The sequence below is a fragment of the uncultured Gimesia sp. genome, assembly GCF_963976445.1.
In the GTDB taxonomy this organism is placed as follows: Bacteria; Planctomycetota; Planctomycetia; order Planctomycetales; family Planctomycetaceae; genus Gimesia.
Map to the genome: position 1 here is coordinate 82,437 of NZ_CAXBKP010000025.1, position 23,031 is coordinate 105,467.

Annotated in this window: 17 protein-coding genes and 1 tRNA gene; 14 read left to right on the top strand and 4 right to left on the bottom strand. The window is 48.5% G+C overall.

Annotation, left to right across the window (positions count from 1 at the left end; genetic code table 11):
• Positions 1-25 precede the first annotated feature (25 nt).
• The 11 genes from AAC022_RS21770 (at position 26) to csrA (ending at position 14,708) form a co-directional block, all read left to right on the top strand.
• Positions 26-394: a MazG nucleotide pyrophosphohydrolase domain-containing protein gene (locus tag AAC022_RS21770; protein WP_339734410.1), complete on the top strand. Its 369-nt coding sequence runs from the start codon at positions 26-28 to the stop codon at positions 392-394.
• A gap of 221 nt (positions 395-615) precedes the next feature.
• Positions 616-2,316, top strand: a complete 1,701-nt coding sequence (locus tag AAC022_RS21775; protein ID WP_339734412.1) for a HEAT repeat domain-containing protein — start codon at positions 616-618, stop codon at positions 2,314-2,316.
• 45 nt (positions 2,317-2,361) lie between these two features.
• The gene (locus tag AAC022_RS21780; protein WP_339734414.1) at positions 2,362-3,261 is read left to right on the top strand and encodes a hypothetical protein; all 900 of its coding nucleotides are present in this window, start codon (positions 2,362-2,364) and stop codon (positions 3,259-3,261) included.
• A gap of 20 nt (positions 3,262-3,281) precedes the next feature.
• A complete protein-coding gene (locus AAC022_RS21785; protein WP_339734416.1) occupies positions 3,282-3,938 on the top strand; it encodes a MotA/TolQ/ExbB proton channel family protein in 657 nt (218 codons plus the stop codon).
• Positions 3,939-3,959: 21 nt separating this feature from the next.
• Positions 3,960-4,439: a biopolymer transporter ExbD gene (locus AAC022_RS21790; protein WP_339734418.1), complete on the top strand. Its 480-nt coding sequence runs from the start codon at positions 3,960-3,962 to the stop codon at positions 4,437-4,439.
• Positions 4,440-4,482: 43 nt separating this feature from the next.
• The gene (locus AAC022_RS21795; RefSeq protein ID WP_339734420.1) at positions 4,483-5,520 is read left to right on the top strand and encodes a biopolymer transporter ExbD; all 1,038 of its coding nucleotides are present in this window, start codon (positions 4,483-4,485) and stop codon (positions 5,518-5,520) included.
• A 90-nt stretch (positions 5,521-5,610) separates the two neighbouring features.
• Complete coding sequence (locus AAC022_RS21800) at positions 5,611-9,270, top strand: PQQ-binding-like beta-propeller repeat protein (RefSeq protein ID WP_339734422.1); 3,660 nt, start codon at positions 5,611-5,613, stop codon at positions 9,268-9,270.
• Positions 9,267-11,801: an ABC transporter substrate-binding protein gene (locus tag AAC022_RS21805; protein WP_339734424.1), complete on the top strand. Its 2,535-nt coding sequence runs from the start codon at positions 9,267-9,269 to the stop codon at positions 11,799-11,801. Before AAC022_RS21800 ends, AAC022_RS21805 begins: the two co-directional genes overlap by 4 nt.
• Positions 11,802-11,812: 11 nt before the next feature.
• Complete coding sequence (locus AAC022_RS21810; RefSeq protein ID WP_339734426.1) at positions 11,813-13,435, top strand: hypothetical protein; 1,623 nt, start codon at positions 11,813-11,815, stop codon at positions 13,433-13,435.
• Positions 13,436-13,478: 43 nt separating this feature from the next.
• Entirely contained in the window at positions 13,479-14,270 is a 792-nt protein-coding gene (locus AAC022_RS21815) for an MOSC N-terminal beta barrel domain-containing protein (RefSeq protein WP_339734428.1), read from the top strand.
• Between the two features lie 240 nt (positions 14,271-14,510).
• Complete coding sequence (csrA, locus tag AAC022_RS21820; RefSeq protein WP_339734430.1) at positions 14,511-14,708, top strand: carbon storage regulator CsrA; 198 nt, start codon at positions 14,511-14,513, stop codon at positions 14,706-14,708.
• A 48-nt stretch (positions 14,709-14,756) separates the two neighbouring features.
• On the opposite strand, the gene AAC022_RS21825 is transcribed toward csrA, so the two are convergent.
• On the bottom strand, positions 14,757-15,650 hold the full coding sequence (locus tag AAC022_RS21825) for a TIM barrel protein (RefSeq protein ID WP_339734432.1): 894 nt from the start codon (positions 15,648-15,650) through the stop codon (positions 14,757-14,759).
• 314 nt (positions 15,651-15,964) lie between these two features.
• Between AAC022_RS21825 and htpG the strand changes: the two genes are divergently transcribed.
• Positions 15,965-17,884 carry a molecular chaperone HtpG gene (gene htpG / locus AAC022_RS21830; RefSeq protein ID WP_339734434.1) on the top strand — a complete coding sequence of 640 codons (1,920 nt, stop codon included), beginning with the start codon at positions 15,965-15,967 and terminating at the stop codon, positions 17,882-17,884.
• A 16-nt stretch (positions 17,885-17,900) separates the two neighbouring features.
• Here htpG and AAC022_RS21835 read toward each other — a convergent pair whose 3' ends face one another.
• Positions 17,901-19,394 carry an FAD-dependent oxidoreductase gene (locus AAC022_RS21835; protein ID WP_339734436.1) on the bottom strand — a complete coding sequence of 498 codons (1,494 nt, stop codon included), beginning with the start codon at positions 19,392-19,394 and terminating at the stop codon, positions 17,901-17,903.
• A gap of 101 nt (positions 19,395-19,495) precedes the next feature.
• Between AAC022_RS21835 and AAC022_RS21840 the strand changes: the two genes are divergently transcribed.
• Complete coding sequence (locus tag AAC022_RS21840) at positions 19,496-21,079, top strand: aldehyde dehydrogenase (NADP(+)) (RefSeq protein ID WP_339734438.1); 1,584 nt, start codon at positions 19,496-19,498, stop codon at positions 21,077-21,079.
• A gap of 286 nt (positions 21,080-21,365) precedes the next feature.
• Positions 21,366-21,438, top strand: a tRNA-Lys gene (locus tag AAC022_RS21845).
• A gap of 800 nt (positions 21,439-22,238) precedes the next feature.
• Here the strand turns inward: AAC022_RS21845 and AAC022_RS21850 are convergent.
• Both AAC022_RS21850 and AAC022_RS21855 read right to left on the bottom strand, forming a co-directional pair.
• Positions 22,239-22,556 carry a hypothetical protein gene (locus AAC022_RS21850; protein WP_339734441.1) on the bottom strand — a complete coding sequence of 106 codons (318 nt, stop codon included), beginning with the start codon at positions 22,554-22,556 and terminating at the stop codon, positions 22,239-22,241.
• Positions 22,537-22,902, bottom strand: coding sequence for a transposase (locus tag AAC022_RS21855; protein WP_339734443.1), 366 nt, complete (start codon positions 22,900-22,902; stop codon positions 22,537-22,539). Before AAC022_RS21855 ends, AAC022_RS21850 begins: the two co-directional genes overlap by 20 nt.
• Between the last annotated feature and the right edge of the window lie 129 nt (positions 22,903-23,031).

The window sequence follows — 23,031 nt, forward strand, 5'->3', positions numbered from 1 at the left end:
CTTTCATTTCTGACAAGGATCCCAAGTGACGAATCAACCATTAGATGCTTCCACTCCCAAATCAAACAGTACACAACAGGACACGAACGGATTAACCTTAACGCAATTCCAATCGGTTATTCACACAATGTTCTTCGAAAAAGATCAGTCCCGAGGAATCGAAGGCACTTTCATGTGGTTCATGGAGGAAGTAGGCGAGCTGGCATCGGCACTCAGGGATAATAATGATCGAGAGAATCTTGCAGAAGAATTTGCTGATGTTCTGGCTTGGTTAGCGACAATGGCAAATGTTGCCGGCATTGATCTTGAGCAAGCAGTTACCCGAAAATATGTTCAAGGGTGCCCTCGCTGCCATCAGACCGTCTGTACCTGTGACCTCTCCCGCAAACCATGACACGTAAATGCGATTCCTGTCAAGATTTGAGGCATATAGATTGACACTGCTTGACTCCTGAATTTAGACTGGTGTAATGCGGTGGAGCTTTAGCTTCAATTTCCTTTCAGCAATATTCTCTCATCTCAGATTGCTAACGCATCAATATGGAAATTTATTGCGCTGATCATACTTTGTTTTCGGCTTGCAGACATGTCCGTCTTTCTTTCGGATCGTGCCTGATGGCACTGATTCTGTTCTTTACGATTCAAGGCAACGCATATTCACAGGCCCCACAAGCAGAAATTGATGCAGCGATCAAACGCGGTGCTGCTTTTCTGAAAAAAAGATCAGACTACGGCCGCACTGGAATGAATGCCTTTGTCGCTTACACCTTATTGAAATCAGGGGAATCGCCGGAATCGCCTTACATCCAGAATTGTGTGAAAAACATCCTGGCTGATCATAAACAAAAAAATGACGACGGAGAACTGATCTATAAACCAAGCGGCGATTATAACTATTGCGCTGGGGTTCAGTTGATGGTTCTGGAAGCGATCAGTCCTGAACTATATTATGCGGAAATTCGCGCAACGACCGATTTTCTGATTAGCACACAACTCCCCGGCGGCGGTTGGTTTTACCCGCAAGACACACCCAATAACGGCGATACTAGTATTTCTCAATACGCCATCCTGGGACTGTGGGCCGCTCAGCGTGCCGGTGTCACTATCCCCACAACAGTCTGGGACAAAGCGGCGCGCTGGCATTTGACAACTCAACTACCCAATGGTGCTTTTAGTTACCATCCCGGAGATCGGGCCGGTAGCGCTCCCAAACACACCATGTCAGTTGCCGGCACAGGCAGCATCTATATCATTTCGATGCAACTTTATCCGGACGGCAAAATGAGTTCTGGTTCAGTTACAAAACAGGGGGGCCCATCCAAAAAACGATTTGGTTTCCTTGAAAAAATAGAGCTTACGGAAAAAGCAAAAGGAGAAGCCGAAAAAAACATTCTTACCAAACCAACAATCAGCTACACCGCGCTACAGGGTGGTAAGACAAAAGGAACCAATTGGGTCATCAATAACTATAATATTCGAAACCCGACAGGCTGGCCTAACTATTATCTATACGGAATTGAAAGAATTGCCGCACTCGCTGACGCTAAAAAGCTAGGACCTCACGACTGGTACGCAGACGGTGCTCGACGACTTCTTACCTTGCAGCGAGAAGACGGAAGCTGGAAAGGAGCCGGAAACATACCCGCAGCCACCTGCCTGGCAGTAATCTTTCTGTCAAAAGCAACGGTGAAAACTCTGGGCCGTAGATATGAACCAGAACCCGTTGGTTCGGGTCTCTTAGCAGGCGGCAGAGGTCTCCCTAAAAACCTGGCTGAAGTCCAGATGAGGAACGGGAAAGTCGAAAGCAAAAAACTCTCCGGCGATTTGAGCGAATTGCTCGCACAACTGGAAAACTCCGCGGAGACTGACTTGGATACAACTCAGGAAACACTGGTGGAAACCATCACTTTAGGAAATCGCGAGCAACTCATTCAACAGAAAGATCGCGTTTTAAAACTCATCGATGCCAAATCTCCGGATGTTCGCAGAACCGCAATCTGGGCGCTGTCGCGGACCAATGATTTTCGAATGGCCCCGCACCTGATTCGTGCATTAAAAGACCCTGACTTAGGCGTACGGATCGAAGCCCGAAATGGCTTATGTACACTCAGTCGAAAAGTCCGGGGGCTGGGAATGCCCGCAGATCCTCTGGCCGATGCTCCTGAGAATCTCCCTGAAGCGGAGCGTCTAAAACTGGTAGAAGCCTGGTCAGATGAAGCAACCAAACGCTGGCATAAATGGTACAACAGCATTAAACCCTTCGAAGAAAAATTTGACCTCTATGAAGTACTGAATCAGCTTCCTCAATCAAAATAATAATTATTCCTCGAGATAAATTCAAAAGCAGGATCGTCAGAGATTATGGCAAAGACGACATCACAACCCGATCATCGAAAGGCACCGGTCATGCGAGTTACGCAATATGACCAGGTAAGCTCATCACTGATCGCAGTCGTGCTGGCGTTGATCATAGCCGTATTATGGCTGTCCATTGTCTGGATCACTAATCGGCTGCCTCAAACTGAAAATGAAGTTGCTCTCGAAATGATCGATCTGGCAGGAGGGGCAGAAGATGGTTCACCTGACGAATCCTTACTGGTTGAGTCGCCGGAAGACCCTGTAGACGATCCCTCCCAGATTGATACCCCAGAAGAAGAAAATCAGGTAGAGGAAATGCTGGATAGTGTCGTCGAACTCTCTGACAAAGCGACTCAACAGGTTCAACAACAGACCCAAACCGACCTGACCAACTCGGGCAAAGTCGGAAGTGCTGCGGGCACAGGAAAACGCGCCTTGGGGTTTGGCTCCGGTAAAAAAGGACTTCCGAGAGAACAGCGCTGGTTCATCAAATTTTCTGATCGCGGTTCACTGATCGATTACGCGAAACAACTTGACTACTTCAAAATCGAATTGGGAGCCTTATTGAGAAGTGGTCAGATGATTTACCTGTCGAATGCTTCATCTGAGAAACCGGTCACACGGACTGCTTCTTCCGGGGCAAATGAAAAACGACTCTATATGACCTGGCAAGGAGGCGAGCGCAAAACCAGTGACCTCAGTCTGTTCAAAAAAGCAGGCCATGATGTCACAGGGGCCATTCTGTTTCACTTTTATCCGAAGGAAACAGAAAACAGACTGCTCTTGATGGAAAAAAAATATAGAAACAAGAATTTCGATGAAATTCGTCGTACTTATTTTACAGTACGCGGTGATCGTCAAGGATATAATTTCGAAGTGACTCGTCAAACTTATTTTCGCTAACGTCGTAATAGCAGGCACCTATGAACTACTCACTCGCTCCGATATTAAACGTTGCCGGAATCGCTATCTATATCGCCTTGGGATTAACTGCTTTGTACGGCGTTTTTTGTGTGATTCTTCTGGTCAGACAAATCTCTCAAAAACGGTTCTTAACACAAAATGCTGCCAATGAATTTCTCGATCAGATCCACGAAGATATCGAGAAAAAAGACTATGAATCGGTTGTCAATCTTTGTGATTCCCCCCCTTACTGGAGCAAAGCGGTTCCGCAATTGATCCTGGTCGCCATGGCCAATATGGAACGCCCGGCGAAAAAACTCAGACAGATGCTCGCCGAAAAATTTGAACGGGATATTCTATCCGAACTGGAATATCGAGTCTCCTGGATCAGCACAATTGTAAAAAGTGCTCCGATGCTTGGACTGTTGGGAACGGTGATCGGGATGATCAACGCTTTTGACAAAATTGGTAGCATGCAGGAATCTGGTGGAGATCCCAGTCAACTGGCTGGCGAGATCAGTTTTGCATTATTCACCACTGCAGCAGGCCTGGCGGTCGCGATCCCTCTGGTGATGGCCGGCGCTTTAATTCACGTTCGTATTGGAAAGCTGCAGGATTCCGTTCAAGAACACACAGGTGACTTTCTAGATATTCTCGAAACCTCGCGCAAGTCATGATTCTGGTAAGGTAAATCGAACATGGCTAACAAAAAAACATTATTTAATTCAGATGGCAATGGCTGGAAAAAAAAGTCCACATCAGGTGGAGCGGCAGACGATCTGGACATCACCCCGATGATTGATGTCACCTTCCTACTCCTCATTTTTTTCATGGTGACTTCCACCATGCAGGCCACACAGGACTCCGACGTCCCGGTGGCACGACACGGAGTCGGCGTTGATACCCGCGGATCGACAATGGTACTGGTTCATAACGATGGAAATGGTTTAAACGGAACCAGCGTTGTCGAATTGAAAGAAGCAAGCGGCACGACAGAAGTAACACTGGCAGAACTGACGGCACATATCCGTGAACGATTTCAGGCTGGTGTCGTGGATGTAATTATTAAAGCAGATCGTGGTGTACCCCATGGATTCGTCCAGGAAGTCACTCGGGCTGTAACGGAAGTCGACGGAGTTAAATTTTATATCGGAATTGAAGAGAAGAAAAACAATTGAGAATCAATATCCCTCAACAAGATAGTGAGATCCTGATTTAGCAATGCCTATCAAGTTTTATTGTAATCAATGTGGTCAGAAATTAAGCGTAGCCAGCAAGAAAGCAGGAAAGTCCGTTTCCTGCCCTGCGTGCCACGGCCAGATTACGATTCCATCCGAAAGCCAATCCCGTCGCTCAGAACAGACGAAAAACACACCAGCACCGCCTACGGAAGCAGACCTGACTCCCAAGGGAATCACGCCGCTGGATCAGGACCAGAATCAACTTCTTGACGATCTGGATAATTTAGGGCCACTCGGAGAAAGCTGGGATGAACTCCTCGAAGAAGACTGGGAAGAGGCAGCTGTCGAAGAAACAAAGCAGCCCGCTGTTACTGATGCTCTGGAAGAGCAGCTAGAAAAGCCGCACACAGCCAAAGCCACTCCGCCCGAGATACAGGAACCCAGCTCGGAAGAGGGGCCCCCTCTCGAAGAACCCATTACTTCTTCTAAATCAGAATCCCCTGAACCCGCTACCCCTGTCAGTGAAACAGAAGTAAAGAAACCGACAGCCACAGCGTCTAATGCGCCAACCGTCGCCACACTGGGATTTGAAGATGAAGATGACGACGACGACGATGATGATGATGATGATGGATTTTCAATCCGATCTGCAGACTCAGATTTTGAAGAGATGGACCTGACTCCGATGGTCGATGTCACCTTTCTCTTACTGATCTTTTTCATGATCACCGCATCGTTCAGTCTGCAAAAAAGCATTCAGGTGCCACCCCCGAATCCCGACGAAGATGGCGTTTCACAGTCACTGCAAACACTCGATGATTTCCGCGATGAATCGATTATCGTCGAAATTGATAATAATAATGCAATTTACGTTGATGACACCAGACTTTCGAATCCGTCCGAAATTGTTCAGGCAATTTTAGACCGTCGCGATCAAGATGGAAAACCCAAACGGGAATTAGTACTTAGCGCGCATAAAGCAGCCCGGCATGAAACAGTTGTTGCTGTCGTTGATGCTGCCAACGAAGTCGGTATGCAGAAAATCAGACTCGCCACCTATCGCGGTCCTGAAGACTGACACCTGGCAGGAATCTGATTTCCGCATCATTCGCTTCACGATCTTCTGTTAAGATAAGTAATTGAAATGGCCAGTTTAGAAATATCATTCTTGTCCGGAAATACTCAGGTAATTGAGCTATCCAAGCAACAGCCTGTTTCAATCGGCAGTCATTCTTCAAATGATCTTCAGATTGAAGATGCTGGCGTCGCTTCAATGCAATGCCGTATCAGTTGGAATAAAAAAGGATATGAGGCCTTAGCAGCAACCAGTGATGGGATCGAAATCAATGGTACCATGTCCGGACGGACGCTTTTGAACGATGGCGATTTAATTCGCATCGGAGAAGCAGACATCCTGTTTGTGGATGAAGTTGACCTACTGGATCTAAACGCGCCGCTGCCCGATGTCACAGGCGATCAGGAAAGTTCCATGTATGATCTGAAACCGGTCAGCCAGGATGAGCTTGAACTCGCACTGCGCCCGCCTGTGGAACTCAAAGAAACAACAGAAGCAAGTTCAAAATCGGCCAGGGAACCCTCAGCTAAAACAGATTCAAAATCGAAAAAGAAGAAATCGTCCAAAACGAGAAAAGAGAAAACATCACCAAAGCCAGAGGTAATACCGGAAGAAGAACTGGTCCCCGATGATGATCTGGACCTGGAATCGGCGGCAGAACTCCTTGGGGAGACCGAACCCGATAAGCCAGCGTCCCCCGCCCCGAAACAATTTTTGTCTCGCTCCAGCGAGCATGCATCTGATGAACCGGACGAGTCTGAGACATCTACAAGAACGAACAAAAACAGCACTCTCTCGCTCAAAGATCGGATTCGACACCGCTCGTCCCGAAATGCAGTTCGCCCGGGAGAACGCCAAATCGTGCGCTCACCACTGGTGCTCTCACTTACCGGCGGCACCGTACTTTTGGCTCTGACAGCACTCACATTCTGGTTTATCATCGGACGTGATACGGCAAAACGTCACTTTGACGCCGCCGTCCAGGAAATGGAAGCAGGAAAATACGCGCAGGCGATTCAACTCTTCGAGCATTTCCAGGAAAATTATAATAAGAGCGATTACGCAGACGAAGCACGCATTTTATTAAGCAAATCCTTTGTTGAAAAAGAGATCTCCGGTTCAACACCTGCCTGGAATGCGGGGCTGGAGGCAACCAACAAATTCATCAAAAAACACCGTGATGATGCGAACTTCAAAGAACTCTATCCGACACTCGTTGATTACGGTCAGCGTATCGCACTTGGCGCAGTGGAAACAGCCAGCCGCACGAAGGAACGTGAGTTGTTAACCGTTTCCAAAAATGCTGAAAGTATTCTCACCCGTTACAGCCCGCAGGATGCTCCCCCTACTGAAACGTTAATCAAAATCAAAGCCGGTTATGATAAAGCAGAAGCGGAGATCATGCGGAAAGAAGTCTTTGACGTCGCCGTCAAAGAAATTGAACAGGCCATCAAACAAAAAAATACACTCCAGGCAATCAAACGGAGACGCCATCTGCTGGATCGGTACCCGTACTATAAAAATGACCGCAAGATGGCAACCATCCTGCCTCAAATCCTGAATGTTGAAAAAGGACTGATTCAGGCAAACAATGAACCTGTCGCCGCTGCAACAGATGAGTACCCTGAAACCTTTCCACAATCAGTCACACTGGCACTCCATACCCAATCTCGATCGAACGAAGTATCTGACGGGCGGAATATTTTCGCTCTGGCCAACGGTAGTTGTTTTGGAATCGATTCGGTAACGGGCGATCCCATCTGGCGACGTCCGGTTGGCTTGGATGTTCCCTTTGCTCCCATCACGTTCTCGGGCAATAAACCTTCCTTACTGCTCTATGATACGCGGCATCAGGAACTCTTGTGTGTGACTCAAAAAGACGGGAAGTTAGTCTGGCGGCAAAAAATGCCAGCCCCCCCTTCAGGAAAACCATTGATTCACCAGGGGTTGATTATCGTTTCCTGCAATTCAGGCGATTTATTAAATATCGATTTACTCACTGGCAATATTAATTCACAACTCAAATTTGCCCAACCGTTGGTCGGCGCCCCCGGTCTAGTCTACGGAGAACAAGCGGTCGCCGTCGCCGGATATGAATCCGTCGTATACATGGTCTCTCTACGTCCTTTCGAATGCCGGAAAGTCACTTCTCTGGGTCACCGACCTGGGACAGTGAAGATCCCCATTATTTCCATGGGAAAATTACTTCTGGTGTGTGAAAATGACCGCGCTGACTCTGCCCTGCTACATGTCCTGGATGGAAACGGAGAAAACGCGTCACTAAGCGAACTGGAACAATTTCGAATCAAAGGACACGTGCAAAGCATGCCTGTCCTTCGGGGTAAGCAGTTATTTTTCCCCACCGTTCCCGAACGCATTACCGCATTTACTGTCACCGATGAAGAAGGCAAACGAAAATTATCCGAAATTGCCTCATATCAACTACAAGACCCGCTTTCCTGCCAGAGCTACCTTTCTGCAGGTTCTGGAGGCCAACTCTGGATGAGCAGTTCGGCTCTTCGTAAATTCACGCTGCTCAATACCGGAATTAAAATGGACAAGAAAAAGATTGCAGATGGCTTAGGCGCACAACCCATGCAATTGATAGGCAATAATCTGTATCTGGCTCGCAGACTGCTTTCATCCAACTCCGTGATCTTCACAATCGCCAACCGCGATGATATGACCAGTACCTGGAAATCGATTTTAGGCACAGATATCCTCGCGACCTATCCTTATGGAGAGAAGCAAACTGATGGTTTGCTCTGCATCACATCAGATGGCGATGTCTTTCGACTTCGAAATAATGATTTTGTACCAGACGCAACAAGCTTTATAGAAAAAACGATTACCCAGTTGAAGCTTCCAGAAGGCCTCTCCACGCCACCGCAAACAACTCAATTTGCAAATGGAAAAATAGCCGTTTATTGTGGCTCTCCAGAACCGACGCTCTGGATTCTCAATTCCTTTGGTCAACTCGAACAAACCATCGAACTGAAAACCCCGTTAGATACAATGCCCGTTTTACTGGGTGACGGCATCGCGCTCCCTTTCGAGAAAAGGATCGCTGTCTTTCGGAAAGGACGAGGAATCAACACGGTTCAGGAATTCGCTCTCCCGGAAAACATTGCTAAAAACGCAAAATGGAAACAGTTAATTCCAGTCTCACAAGATCAATGCATCGCGATCACAACCAGCGGCCAGATGATCTCACTGCAGTATCGCACCACTCCCGTCCGTCATCTTGCCGTATTATCGATTGCCGACCTCAAACAGCCGATCGACTTTAATGCAGCAAAAGGAAACGATGTTCTGGCAGTCACCGACGCATCAGGACAACTGCAACTGCTCGACGCAAAAACGGCTCAAGTGAAAACAAAACTACAACTGCCATCTCCTGCAACCAATGACCTCTGGATCACTGATACTTTTCTGTTTGTCGAATCGAAACAAAATCTAAGCTGTTTCAGTATATCGAATGATCTTCAGAAAACATGGGATCTCAATCTGCCAGACACCGCTCTGGCAGGCCCTCCGTCAATGATAGACAAGCAGCTTTTGCTATCACTGCAGAATGGAGCTCTGCTGTCGATAGACCCGCAATCAGGTAAAATACAATCAGAGGCCAAAGTACCTTTGCCTGCGAGCGGATCAATTGTCAATCTGAAAAACCTCATCATCGTACCAACCGTTGATGGAAGCTTGTACCGAATTGATCAGGTCCTGCAGCAGAAAGGACAAGCAGCACTATGATTGCTTCCAAAATATTCATACTGCACGTCGGACTCTTGACCTTGCTTCTCTTCTTTGGCGGTCAGTCAATCTCTGTCGCGCAAAAACCAACTCCCGACAATAAAAAATCGGCTAAAGCGGCAGCAGATAAAAAAGATTCACCAGAAACCGCTCCCCCGGAAGAAGAAAAAGAGCCCCCCTTACCCAAAATTGAAGAGATGCAGATCCCGACGGTTGAAGAACTGCTGAAAAAACCGCCCGTCGACTGGATCGTACTCGAAAACGATTATGTACTGATCGTAGAACCCATCTATCCGCGTCCGGATACACTGGGGCAACTCGATGTCGCAATGAAAGAAAGTTATAACTGGCCCAAACCTAAAAGCAAAGCAGAAATAGATGAGCAACGCAAAATGCGAGCAGCATATAACTTCCTCCTATTGACGCTCGTGAACGATAAAGAGAACCCTGAATACCGCATCCAGAGAAAAAACGTCAAACAAGTCATCCATCATGAAGATCAAATCCTGAAGCGGATCGATGAGCTATTGAAGTTAAACGATTTAAAGACCGCGTTTGAACTGTTGCTGATCCTCGACCGCAAGCATCGTGACTGGCCCGGATTTGACCAGCGCCAACAGCGGTTGCTGCTCTTGGAAGCCAGGGACAAACAGAAATCACAACAATACGATAACGCGCTGGCTTTCATCGATGATTTACACGGCCGCTCACCGGAATATCCGGGTTTAAGTAAACTGGCAGGCGAAGTAATAGATGTCATTATCACTCAAGCAGTGAAAGAGGGCGCGTTTCGAAAGGCGCATTTCTACTTGAAACGTCTTTCCACAATGTTTCCCAGACAACAAACCGTTACCAAATGGAAAGAGTCTTTACTGAGTCAGTCTGATACCATCTTGAACCAGGCAGAGCAGGAAGCAAAGCAAAATCAGTACCAGCAAGCGATTCAGTTAGTCTCCCAGGCATCAACTGTCTGGCCAGCTAACCCTCGACTTCGCGAATTATTGCTCCGCTATCATAATCGTTATCCGGTACTCAATGTCGGTGTCCTCGAAACAGGGTTGGAGAAAAGCCCGTTCTTTCTGGAACGAAATCCAACCCGCCGTCATCAAAAGCTGACGCAAATCCCATTATTTGAGGTCGGTCGCGTCGATCAAACTCCCCAATACCAGAGTCGCTTCTTTGAACTGTGGGAACCAACCGATCTGGGACGCCGTGCCGATTTTGTTCTGCGACATTCCTATGCCACCTGGGAATCACACCCAATGTTAATGGCTGCCGACATCACTCAATTCCTGCAAAATAAAATCACTCCGGGAAATAGTCAATACGACGAACGTTTTGACAGTTATGTGCGGTCGGTTTCAACCACGGCCCCCTTTGCATTCAGTATTTATTTTGATCAGGTTCCCTTACGTACGGAATGGTTATTGTCGCTGCCCATTCAGGCCGCCCCCATCTGGGAAAACGTCGCTGTCGATTCGGAAAGCAATCCACAAAAACCAGAGAGATTCGTCTCGAGTCGATTTATTGTGGATCAGGATACTCCAAGACAGGTTTCATATGCACGTGCGGTTCCGGAGCCTTCTGATCTGCGGGATTATAACATTGCCCAAATCAACGAAATCAGATACCCCAGTTTTGAAAAATCATTCCAGGCTTTATTACTTGGCGAAGTCTCTGCGCTCCCCTTCTTGCCTGCCAAACTGGTTTCGTTTTTCCAGGATCAGGAAGAATACAATGTTGTACAAAGCGAAATCCCCTTATCACATGTGCTGCAGTTTAACCCGGAAAGCAATCCTCTGAAAATCGTGGAGTTGCGTCGGGCTCTCGCTTATGCGATTGATCGAAAGAAAATCCTCACAGAAACCCTGTTGCACGAATCGAAACTCTTAAACGGCCGATTGATAACCGCCCCGTATTACACCGGGCTACAGGCCTACAATCAACAGGTTCCCCAGCGCGAATATAATTTTCCCTTAGCCGTTGCGTTATCGGTCGCATCACAAAAGAAACTGGGTGGAAATTTCCCACCGTTACACATGCTCTGCGATCCCAACCCGGAAGCACAGGAAGCTGCACAAGAATTAATCAAAGCCTGGGCTAGAATTGGGGTCCAGGTCACTCTGATCCCCAATACCGCAGAAGAAGCAGAAAAGAAGAATTTAAAATGGGATATTGTCTACCGCACTGTAACCATAACAGAACCGGTCATGGAGCTCTGGCCTTTTCTGACTGTGGGAAAGGGCGCGCAGATCGAATCGCTAAAAATCTTCCCAGACTGGATGCGACAGAAATTAATTGAACTGGATGAAGCAACCGACTGGGAAACAGCAACAGCACTCATCAAGAAACTACAGCAGCAACTCTATTCCATGGCACATATTGTCCCCTTGTGGGAAATCGACCAGTTCCATGTGTTCCGGACAAATATTAAAGGTTACGCAGACCGGCCTTTGAATTTCTACGACAATGTGGAGCAATGGATTACAACGCCCCGCTATCCGAATGTGGAATCGTTCACTTATAAATAGCGAGACGCGAGATGGCCATATTAATAGGAAAGACTGATATTGGTAAAATAATGCGTGTGTTCGATGATTTCAAAATCTGCCTGGCTGCCACTCTGCTCTGGGGACTTGTTCTGTCCCCAGTGTCTTCTGCCGTTGCGCAATCGGAACAGACATCAGCCCCATCAATCGAGTCACGGCATATCAGCCTCAGGCCCTACCGCATCAGAATCGAAATTGCCTACGCTCCGAATTCACGCTTGAATCCTGAATACCGATCACAGCTGCAAGAAAAGCTCCAACAGGTCATTGAGCGGTCGGTCGGTGAAAAATGGATCCTGTCCCAAGCAGAGCAAAGTGAAGCTAAGGCAGAAACAGCCGTCGGGATCTATGAGAATGACTGGCTGCCTCTTGCTTCCAGTGAGGGATTAGTGCGTTTAGAGACAGAGGACATCATGAAACGCTATCCCCAACAATCGTTTGAAAAGCTGTTCCTGTTAGTGATCGAGCCAAATGGCATTGGATATCAGGTTTCCGCAAGAGAGTTCGATTCACTCTCACAACGACTCAGTCCGCTGGAAAAACAGAAAACGTATGAAAAGTCATTTCTTGCTGACACCATTTTTGATTCCATTCGCGATTTATTTTCGTCGATCATTACAATTGAGAATGTGAACGGAGAGCTGGTCACCGTCAGCGAGCAAGGCAGCCAGTATTTAACGCCCGACCCCAGCGTCAGCACTTTAGAGAAAGACTTCTATTTCCACCCCTTCCTCCGATACCTGAATCGAGATCGGGAAGTCAAAAACATTCAGTTTATTCCCTGGACGTATCTGATTCTGGAAGACATCAATCGCAAATATGCCACCTGTTCCATTTCTTCAGGCCTGCGTGGCATTTTAAGCGGAAGCCGACGCAGAGTAGAAACGCTCGCTCTGCATGTAAAACCCAGGTACCCACAAACCAATCTATCATTGATCCCGCGCAGAACTTCCACTCAATCCTACGCGGGGATGCGAGTCCAAACATCACTACTGGCCCCTCAGGAAGTCCGGCAACGGCAAATCGAAGCAAAAAAACAAAAAGAGAAAGACAAAACCGCTCAACCAAATACTAAAAGTTATATTCTCGACGAATCTTTAACGAACCGTAGTGGAACAGTCACTCTGCACACTGATCCACAACATCCCCTCATCTGGTTGTATGTGCGCAGCGGAAAAGCACTGGTCGCCAACGTCCCTTACATCCCGGGAATCGCCCCCGAGGTCACCATTCAAATTCCCGATGATCGCATTCGTTTGAATGTTGAAGGGGAACTGGCTGTATTAAATGGAGAGCTGATCGAAGCCGTCGCCTCACTTTCCATGGAAATGTCCCGCATCAGAAAATGGGCGAAAAATAAGGAATGGAAAAAAGTCGACGAAGGAGTCAGGAAACTGGAAAGTGGGATTTCGCCTCAACAGATCTACCAGGACAAATTGAGCGTAATTCGTGTGTCGGCTATCAAAGCCGCTCAGCAGCAGAACAATAGAGCCGCCCAGTCACGCATTGCCAGCCTGTGTCGAGATACTGCAGACCGAATCGACCGTTTCCTGGATCCGACTGGAATTATTGATTTCAAAATAGAAATACAAGACCTGAAACAATTACTACAGTAGGATGCCCCACGTTAACCCTCATCATGGAGCAGAGACCAAAGAAATGTGGACTCTTTCCCGAATCGCCTTATATCCAATTAAATCCCTGGATCCGGTTTTTGTTGAACAGGCAGAGATACTGCCCGGCGGCGCGCTGTCTGGAGACCGACAATTTGCTTTGTTCGATCAGTCAGAAAATGTAATCAACGCAAAAAAAAATCCGGCCATTCATCGAATCCGTTCGGTATTTGATTTAGCACAGCAGTCAGTCACACTCTCCGCTCCGGAGACATCACCAACAACGCTTTCATTCCATCTGATTGAACAAAAAACAGAACTGGAAAATTGGTTCAGCGAATACTTCAACCAGCGAGTCACATTAAAAGAGAATACGATATCGGGTTTTCCCGATGATCTTGAAGCACCAGGACCAACCATCATTAGCACACAAACCTATGCAGAGCTGAGCCGCTGGTTCCCGGAAATCACCGTCGATGAACTCAGGCTTCGTTTCCGCGCTAATCTCGAATTCACAGGTGATCTCCCGTTTTGTGAAGACCGACTCTACTCAGCCATGGAGCCACCAGTCTTGTTCCAGATCGGCCCCGTCACCCTGGCAGGCTCTAATCCCTGTAAACGGTGCGTTGTCCCCTCCCGCAATCCGTTCACAGGAGACACAGACGCTAAGTTTATGAAAGAATTCATTCGAAAACGAAAAGAGACATTCCCAGCCTGGGCACCACTCGATTTATTCCAGAATATGTACCGCCTTGCCGTCAACACCAGGCTTTCTAAACTCCCCGATGAGACATCCTCTACCATCCAGGTGGGTGCTCCGGTCAGCATTCTGGCCTGATGAGTGAGGCTGATCACTGACAGCCTGCTGGATTATCAGGCCAGACCAAATGGAATAATCGTTACAATTGACCATTTGCGCGAATCGGTTACCAGATATCCTTCCTTTTTTTTCAGATCAAAGCAGACACCCCAAAACAGTACGCTAAGTTTCAAGTGTCGCTTTTTCAAAACATGTTGTTTTACATAATCAGAAAAAGCCTGTAACAAAGATGTCCCCACTTATTCGCAGGGAATCGCGATGCTTGTACTCAGCCGAAAAAAAGATGAAAAAATCATTATTGGAGATTCGATCACATTGATGGTGATCGAAATCAAGAACGATAAGGTCCGCCTCGGAATTGATGCGCCGAAAGACATTACCGTTCATCGTGAAGAAGTCTATGCCGCAATCAAAGAACAGAATGCGCACGGCAATTCAAACTGTGAGTCTCCTTAAGCAGATATTCTCTCAGACACTCGCAGTTCGAAATTCCGCTGAAAGCGTTTAGCTGTCTTGCGCCTGCGCCCACATCTGATCGAATACTTTACGCTGCTCTGCTAAAGCTGCAACAGTATCCTGCTTAGGAAGCTTCCCTTCTTCGAGCATCAACCACCCGGTATAATTCGCACCTGCCATCAATTCAAAGAACCGCTTGTGGGGATAAGGATTGTGGATCAGATCGTGAATGTGCGTCGTGTTTCCTAACCGATCTTTGACCATCGCAAAATTGGCATCTAGACCGGCCCCTTCCAGATCCTGCTTATTGCAGTTCCAGCAAATCGCCACATTGGGGTGATCTGCGACATCCAGAATTTTCCGAATCGTTGGCAGATGAGCACACTTGCCGTGGACTTCCAACCGAATCTGCTGCCCCCAGTCGGCACCATATTTCCCAACCTGATTCAAAGAACGACCAATCTGTTCAATCGTCTCTTCTTCTGAAACACCTTTGTGAAATGAATCGGGCTTCACTTTGACTCCCGTGCCCCCCACATCATGACTCAGTTTGATGAAATCCTGTGTATCAGCAATCGATTTCTTCAGAACGGCCGCATCGGGATTATCAAATCGCTCATTACTGCCCATTCCTACCAGCGTAACCGGACTATCGGCAAATTGCTTCGCGACTTCTTTGCGTTCCGTATTACTGAGTGTTCGCTCGACGCCATGTTTATGAGTCGTTCGTAGCTCGACACCCAGCACATTTGCAGTTTTACAGTTTTTCAATAAGCTCGGCAAATCCCAATCCTTGGCCCACTGATACGTCACCAGACCATACTGTGCCTGTTTCGCTGGTTTTTTCTCACCGAAGACAGAACCCGTCAGGCCGCCCCCCAATGCCAGAGCACCACCCAGAGCAGAAGTTTTCAAAAAATCACGACGTGAATAAAATTCCATGAGCGAGGTCTCCGTGAGATGTCTAATATTGTATAGTAAGAATCTGCCTATGCAGTCCTATTTCATAAAATCCCCGGGGATTCCGCCCCGAGCTCAAACATCTTATTATTACTCAGTCAACCAGCAGATTACAAATGTCTTTTACGAGGATTTCTTTTCAGTAGCCACCATGAGTTGGACTGGGCAACTTTACAATAAATGCCATTCCATTTATAAACAGGTCAGAACCCACGTGATTTACAGAACATTCACCGCCTCTTTGACGAGGCTCTCAATATTTAGTTCACTTTATTTATACGATTTAGAGCAAGGCAATGAACGAAAAAACAACATCCGAAAAATTCACATTTCAAGCTGAAATCAAGAAACTCTTGGATTTGCTCTCGCACTCACTCTACCAAAACCGGGAAATTGCCATCCGGGAGTTGATATCCAATGCCTCCGATGCGTTAGATAAATATCGATTCATCTCTCTCACAGATGAATCGATCAAAGATGACAATCCTTTAGAAATTCGCCTGGAACCGGATACAGAAAACCGCATTCTGGGAATCTGCGACAATGGTGTCGGCATGACACATGCAGAACTGATCGAAAATATCGGTACGATCGCACATAGTGGCTCGCTCGACTTTTTGAAAAACGCATCCGGAGACGAAAAGGAAGAAGTCTCACTGATCGGCAAGTTTGGCGTCGGATTTTACTCGGCTTTCATGCTGGCAGACAAAGTCGAAGTTTTTACCCGCAGCTATCAGGAAGAAACCGGCTGGAAGTGGGAATCCGATGGAACCGGCTCCTTTACCATCGAGCCTCAAGAAGATCTTGAACGGGGAACCTCCATTCGTCTGCATCTCCGCAAAGAGCTGGACGAATTCACAAACGACACGCGCCTGAAATTCATCCTGAATAAATATTCCACGTTCGTCCCCTATCCCATTAAGCTCGGCGAAGAACTCGTCAACGACCAGCCACCCATCTGGCTGGAGCCCAAAACTCAACTCACCCAGGAACAATACGACGGGTTCTATCAATACCTGGCACATAACGGTGAAGAACAGGCACGCTGGCATCTGCACCTGAGCAGTGACTCACCGTTTCAGTTCCACAGTATCCTATACTGCCCGCAGACCAATCTGGAATTGATGGGTTTCGGACGTACAGAACACGGCATCAGCCTCTGTGCCAAACGCATCCTCGTCCAGAACGATAACCGCGATTTATTACCCGAATACCTTCGCTTCGTTTACGGTCTTGTTGATTCCGCAGACCTGCCGCTCAACATCTCCCGTGAGTCTCTGCAGGACAATACGATCTTCCGCAAGATCCAAAAAGTATTGACCAAACGTGTCCTCTCACACTTGGCATCGATGGTGAAAGACAGTGAAGAAAACTATCTCGATTTCTACCGTCAATTCGGCAGCAGCCTGCGAGAAGGAATCGGTACCGACTTCGAAAATCGTGATGCCCTTGCCAAGCTCCTGCGATTCCCCTCTTCCCAGGGAACTTCTGAGAACGAACTGGTTTCACTGGAAGCCTACCTCGAACGGGCCGATGAAAGTCAGAAACAAATTTATTATCTCGGCGGGAACGATTACAACACCATCGCCAAAAACCCGAACTTGGAAATCTTCCGTAAAAAAGGAATCGAAGTTCTCTACCTGCCAGATCCCATGGATGAAATCGTCCTCTCCAATCTGGCGAATTTTGAAGACCACACTATTATCTCGATCGATTCTTCCGAAGTGAAACTGCCCGGTGAATCAGAAAAAACTGAAACCGATTCAGAATCAGAAGAGAATTCAGAAACCAAAGCAGAGCAACAGGAACCGCTCTCTCCTGAATTTGAAAAAGTACTTTCGCTCATTCAGGAAGAACTCAAAGATGAGGTCGAATCGGTCACCAAATCAGACCGCTTGACTGACAGCCCCTGTTGTCTCGTGATGCCGGAAGGTGCCATCAGCTCACAACTGCAAAAAGTCTTGAGCATGAATAACAAGGATTTCCCAACCACCAAACGCATTCTGGAAATCAACCCCGATGCGGAATTGGTCAAACGCCTGTGTACACTTTCGTCAAACGCAGATCAGCACGCGTTTATCAAACAGTGTGGTCGGCAGCTCTTCTGGAACGCCTCTCTCATGACGGGAATCGCCACCAGTCCGGAAGAAATCACGGCCAACATTCAGACGATGATGGAAGAACTCGCCGAGAAACGTTCTCCCATTATCACTTAAAACGGATACGGTATACTCACCGTGGCTCTGACTCTGGAGCCGCGGTGTAGTAATACATATTCGGAATCGCAGGCTCAAATAAACCCACTCGATTCCACGGTTTCAACAATGTTTTAGCCCTTTCAATGGCCTGATCGACGTCTGTTGCATCACAGTCATTACGATCCTGGCACGGTGAAACCAGATCCAGCCACGCACGCACCACTTGTCTGAAGTGAGAATCATCCGCGCACAAAAACAGTGGCTTCCTTCCCTCATCACATCGCAGCTGCTCAAAACTGGTCGCCGCAGCAAAATAAAACAGGGTACTCGCCGTGAATAAATCAAAATGCGGCAAACTCCGATAACAGCCGGCAACCAGTGAATCGATCAAAGCCAGCTCAACCTGAATCGATTCCGAATAATCACACATCGCTTGCTTCATTTCGGTTTTACCCCAGCATCGTTTCAGGGAATCAACCAGGCGTTCAATCCCACATAACGTATGCGCAATCCCGGTGCTGTGGAGTGGATCAATAAATCCCGCTGTATGCGGCAACAGCGCCCAGTTCTTTCCAGCACATTTTTTCCAGCCTCGCTGTAATCGATTCGTAGAAACAAGCCCCCCTTCAGGTGCCACCAGCGATGCACCCGCAAACTGTGCAGCGAGGGATGGATAACATTCTAACAGCTGCCCCCAGGCTTCTTCTCCCACTTCAGTTTGCTGATCCCCGTTCAACACAAACCCGGCGCTCGTAATCCCATTATTGAATCGCAACTGCCACATCCACCCTTCGCGTAACACCTGATGCAGCGCCGCGTGATCGCAGTCAAACGGATAATCAGATCGATCAACGTGACTCTGCTCTAACATCTCTGCCCACGGCACAACATTCTCAAAATGCCCATAGACGGCCGATGAATTCGTTAGAAACTTAGACTGAGGTTCTATCCCCAACGCATTCGGTACGATCCCCGCCGCCCCTGTCGCATCAATCACAAATGCCGCCTGAAGCGCAACCGGTTCCCCTTTTCTTGTTCCCGTAATCTCCCAATCTTCTGACTGCTGTAGCATCACCTCAGTCTGATCCAGATATACCACGTTTGATTTCCGAACTTCTTCAGTAAAAAATGCATCAACGTCGGCCCGATACCAGTGCGTCTCCGCCAGGGAATCACTTAAATTCGCCGTCACCAGCAATTCACTGGCATGACGCGGTTTCGCTTCAAACTGTTGATGTGGCTCATGCGAAAAATAACTGAAACCACGCTTGATACCACAGGCCAAGTCGGGATAGTCCTGCTGCCATGTCCCATACTTGCAAAATGGCTGAAATTGTGGAAGATCATACTGTTCAGAGAGTGACCGGAGCAGATACCCGGCGGCGGGTGTCGATGATTCTCCGATCGCAAAACGGGGATGCGTTCCGCGATCAATCAAAGCGACCGACAAACCGATGCGGTCCAGCAACAGCGCCGTCAGGCTGCCACCAAAACCGGCTCCCAAAATCACGATATCAAATTGCTGCATTAGAGTGGATGGATTCTTCTTTGATCAGATATTGTTACACTATTATCAAACACACATATTAACCGATTGCCAACCTAAAGGCAGGTTCAGAAGGATAGATCATGCAGATACAACCGGTTCTCATTAACGGCCAATGGATTACTTCCACAGCTTCCAAAACTTTTCAAGCCGTCAATCCGGCGACCGCAGAAGCCCTGGAATCACAGTTTCCCGTCAGCCCCTGGGACGAAATTGAATCCGCCGTCCAGGCAGCCTCCGCCGCTTCCAAAGAAATGCGTGGCTGGTCCGGAGAACGGTATGCCGCGTTCCTCGAAGCATATGCCGAAGAAATCGAAAAACGAGCCGACGCGCTAGTCGAGACTGCGAATCAGGAAACAGGCTATCCCGAATCGCCGCGATTAAGAGACGGCGAACTTCCCCGTACCACCAACCAGTTGAGACAAGCAGCCACGCACGCACGCGAAGGTTCCTGGGCTCAGCCGATAATCGACACGGGTGCTGGCATCGGCTCCCTCTTTGGCCCGATCGGTCCCGTCGCCGTCTTCGGCCCCAACAATTTCCCATTCGCATTCAACAGTATCGCAGGAGGCGACTTCGCTGCCGCCGTCGCAGCCGGTAACCCGGTCATCGCCAAAGGGCATTCGTCTCATCCTAAAACAACTCAGATCTTCGCCGAAGCCGCAGACGCAGCAGCCAAAGCAACCAACATGCCAGCTGGTTTCATCCAGCTCATTTATCGCACGAGCCATGAAGACGGCTGCCGCCTGGTCTCGCATCCACTGATGGGAGCCATCGGCTACACTGGCGGACGCAGTGCCGGTTTAACCATCAAAGAAGCCGCCGACAAAGCTGGCAAACCCGTGTATCTCGAACTCTCCAGCATCAACCCGGTTTTCATTCTCCCCGAAGCATTAACAGAACGAAGCGCCGAGATTGCAGAAGAATTCAAAGGCAGCTGCCTGATGGGGACCGGCCAATTCTGTACGAACCCGGGAATGGTCGCCCTCAAAGCCGGCGAAGATGCTGACGCATTCATCGAACAGGTGAAACAAAAATTCGAAGCGGCCCCCGCCGGCATTCTGTTAGGCGAAGGCGTCCAGAAAGGCTTCCTCTCTGGAATCGCCGCCATTCAAACCGCCGGCGCCACTCTCGTCACAGGCGGCTCAGCCTCAGACAACCCCGGTTTCTCTTGTGCCAATACCCTGTTGAAAGTCAGTGCCAGCCAGTTCATCGAAAACCCGGAAGCACTACAGGAAGAAGCCTTCGGAAACGCGTCGCTCTTCGTAGTCGCCGAATCCGACGAAGAGTTGGCTCAAATCGCAGAATACCTCGAAGGAAATCTTACCGGCTGTATTTATAGTCATACCGGCGGCAAAGACGACTCGCTCTACGAACAAGTTGCCCCCGCTTTACGACAAAAAGTAGGTCGGCTCCTGAACGACAAAATGCCCACCGGCGTCGCTGTCAGCCCCGCAATGAATCATGGTGGCCCCTTCCCTTCAACGGGCCACCCAGTCTTCACATCGGTCGGCATTCCCGCGGCCATTCATCGTTTTTCAATGCTGCAGTGTTACGATAATGTCCGCTCCCACCGCCTGCCGGAATCCTTACAACCGAAAAATCCCAACTCCGACATGTGGCGCTATATTGACGGAATGTACACACAAAGCGACTACGATGCCTGATTCCAATTCAACGTTTCTGAGTCAGATTGACTGGTTTTTGGGGAAATTCAGTGCTCAAAATCAATCTGACTCAAGATTCCGCGAACCCAGTCAGGCGAAACCACGTCTGTATGACTAAGGCTAGAGAAAATATGAATTTACAATGATTTTTTTTGCCCGTAATGTTGTGAAATCATTGTGCTTATTGCTATTATCCTGACTCAGTCATCAATCGGCCCTGTCGAGAACGTGAACCGAAACCCATCGATTCAATTTTCCAGCCGAATCAGATACAGTAAGAACTAATGAGGGCGTAGCTCAGCTGGTAGAGCAACGGACTTTTAATCCGTAGGTCCAGGGTTCGAGCCCCTGCGCCCTCATTTTCTTACTTTCTTCCCCGACAACGCTTTGCCGCGTGTCACGTCTTCACTCTATTCAGCCCCCTTTCTGATGTGATGCTTCATCATCACTGCTGAATTCCCGTAACCACCTGCTGAAAATATCTGTCTTGACCGTGTCATGGCATTTCAAATAATTCCCTGTTACCTGCGTCACGCGCGAGAACACTACTGGTTCAGCTGAAGTCCTCGAACCTCTGAGGAAATCAGCACTATAAAACCGGCTCGTTTCAGCAAGATTTGCAAAAACACTGCTCGCCCGCACCTCAGTTATCAAACGACATCGCAGCACTTCACACCGCCTTCGCTTACTTTCACAATAACTTCCCGAGCGATCACGTGTCGTTCGCAAGAAAAATAAACGACTCCCCATTGACGCCCCCACGCACTTGTCGAAGATCTGCATCACAAACAATCGCATAAAGAAACGGGGCAGCGATTTCAAATGCCTGATCACATAATCAAGGGGAGCCCCGAATGCACATTCAAGCCGAGCGCAGCGAGTAGAAAATGGACAAATCAGTTCACAAAAACAGAGCACGAAACTATCCTCACAAAAAGTAGGGGCGGCACCCATGTGTCCGCCCGCAGAGTCACTGCGCCCCAACCAGAAACACGATCCAGGACTTTCAGAATTCCACTAATCATGAGCGGCTCGGCGCCAGCCGCCGTTTCGAACCAGAGTGCGAAAACAAACTAACGGCAAACAAATCCTACCAGATATCACCGGCACCCTCTCAGATGAACTTTCAACACCTGATGCTCGTTTGCAAGAGCCAGGTCTATTGTTCCAGACGCGGCCGCCCGCGGGGCCGCGTGGTGCTTTCCAAAGAGAGTCTCACGGCCGTGTTGCTGATCCATTTGTCACCGCCGAAGGGAGTGCCTCTGACGATGCATTTCCTGACGGCGGCCAGCTCGGCGTTGGACTGTGGTTTGTTGACCAGCGCCCGCCAATTTCGCGGTAGCGATGGTCTCTTTGGTGTCGCCAGCCATTCCAGAGTGGCCTGTTTCTGCTGCAGGGCCCAAGCAGAGCCGTACGCCCACTCCTCTGTTTTCGTGACTATGTTCGCCCGCAAGGGGTTACGTTCGACGTAACGCATGACCGTCAGTAAATGGTCGTCTGATTGAATCGGGAATGCCCTGGTAGACGTGACCGGAGCCGGTGCTCTTGCGATGGGCGTGCCAGCGTTGGGTGTGGGTTAGCGTGAGCCAGCCTGTGAAGTGGGAGAGTTGGCCGTCTTCGCTAGGATAGACGACCAGTTGCCAATGGTGGGGCATCACACAATAACTGAGCAGCTGCATCTCAAACCGCTCGACCGCTTCCAACAAAATCCGCTCAAACGCGGCATAGTCTTCATCGCTCTCGAAAATCGTCATCCGAGCATTCGCCCGATTGAGAACATGATAAATGAATCCAGCTTGAGCCGCGCGTTTTGGTCTACCCATAATCACTGATTTTAACACGATGGAACTGGAAAGTCAACAAAAAGGTTCCTGACACGAATGGCACTGTCGAGTCGTAACATGTTTCAATTGGTATTGTTGCGTAAATGGTCTCTGAGTACTTGTCTTGAC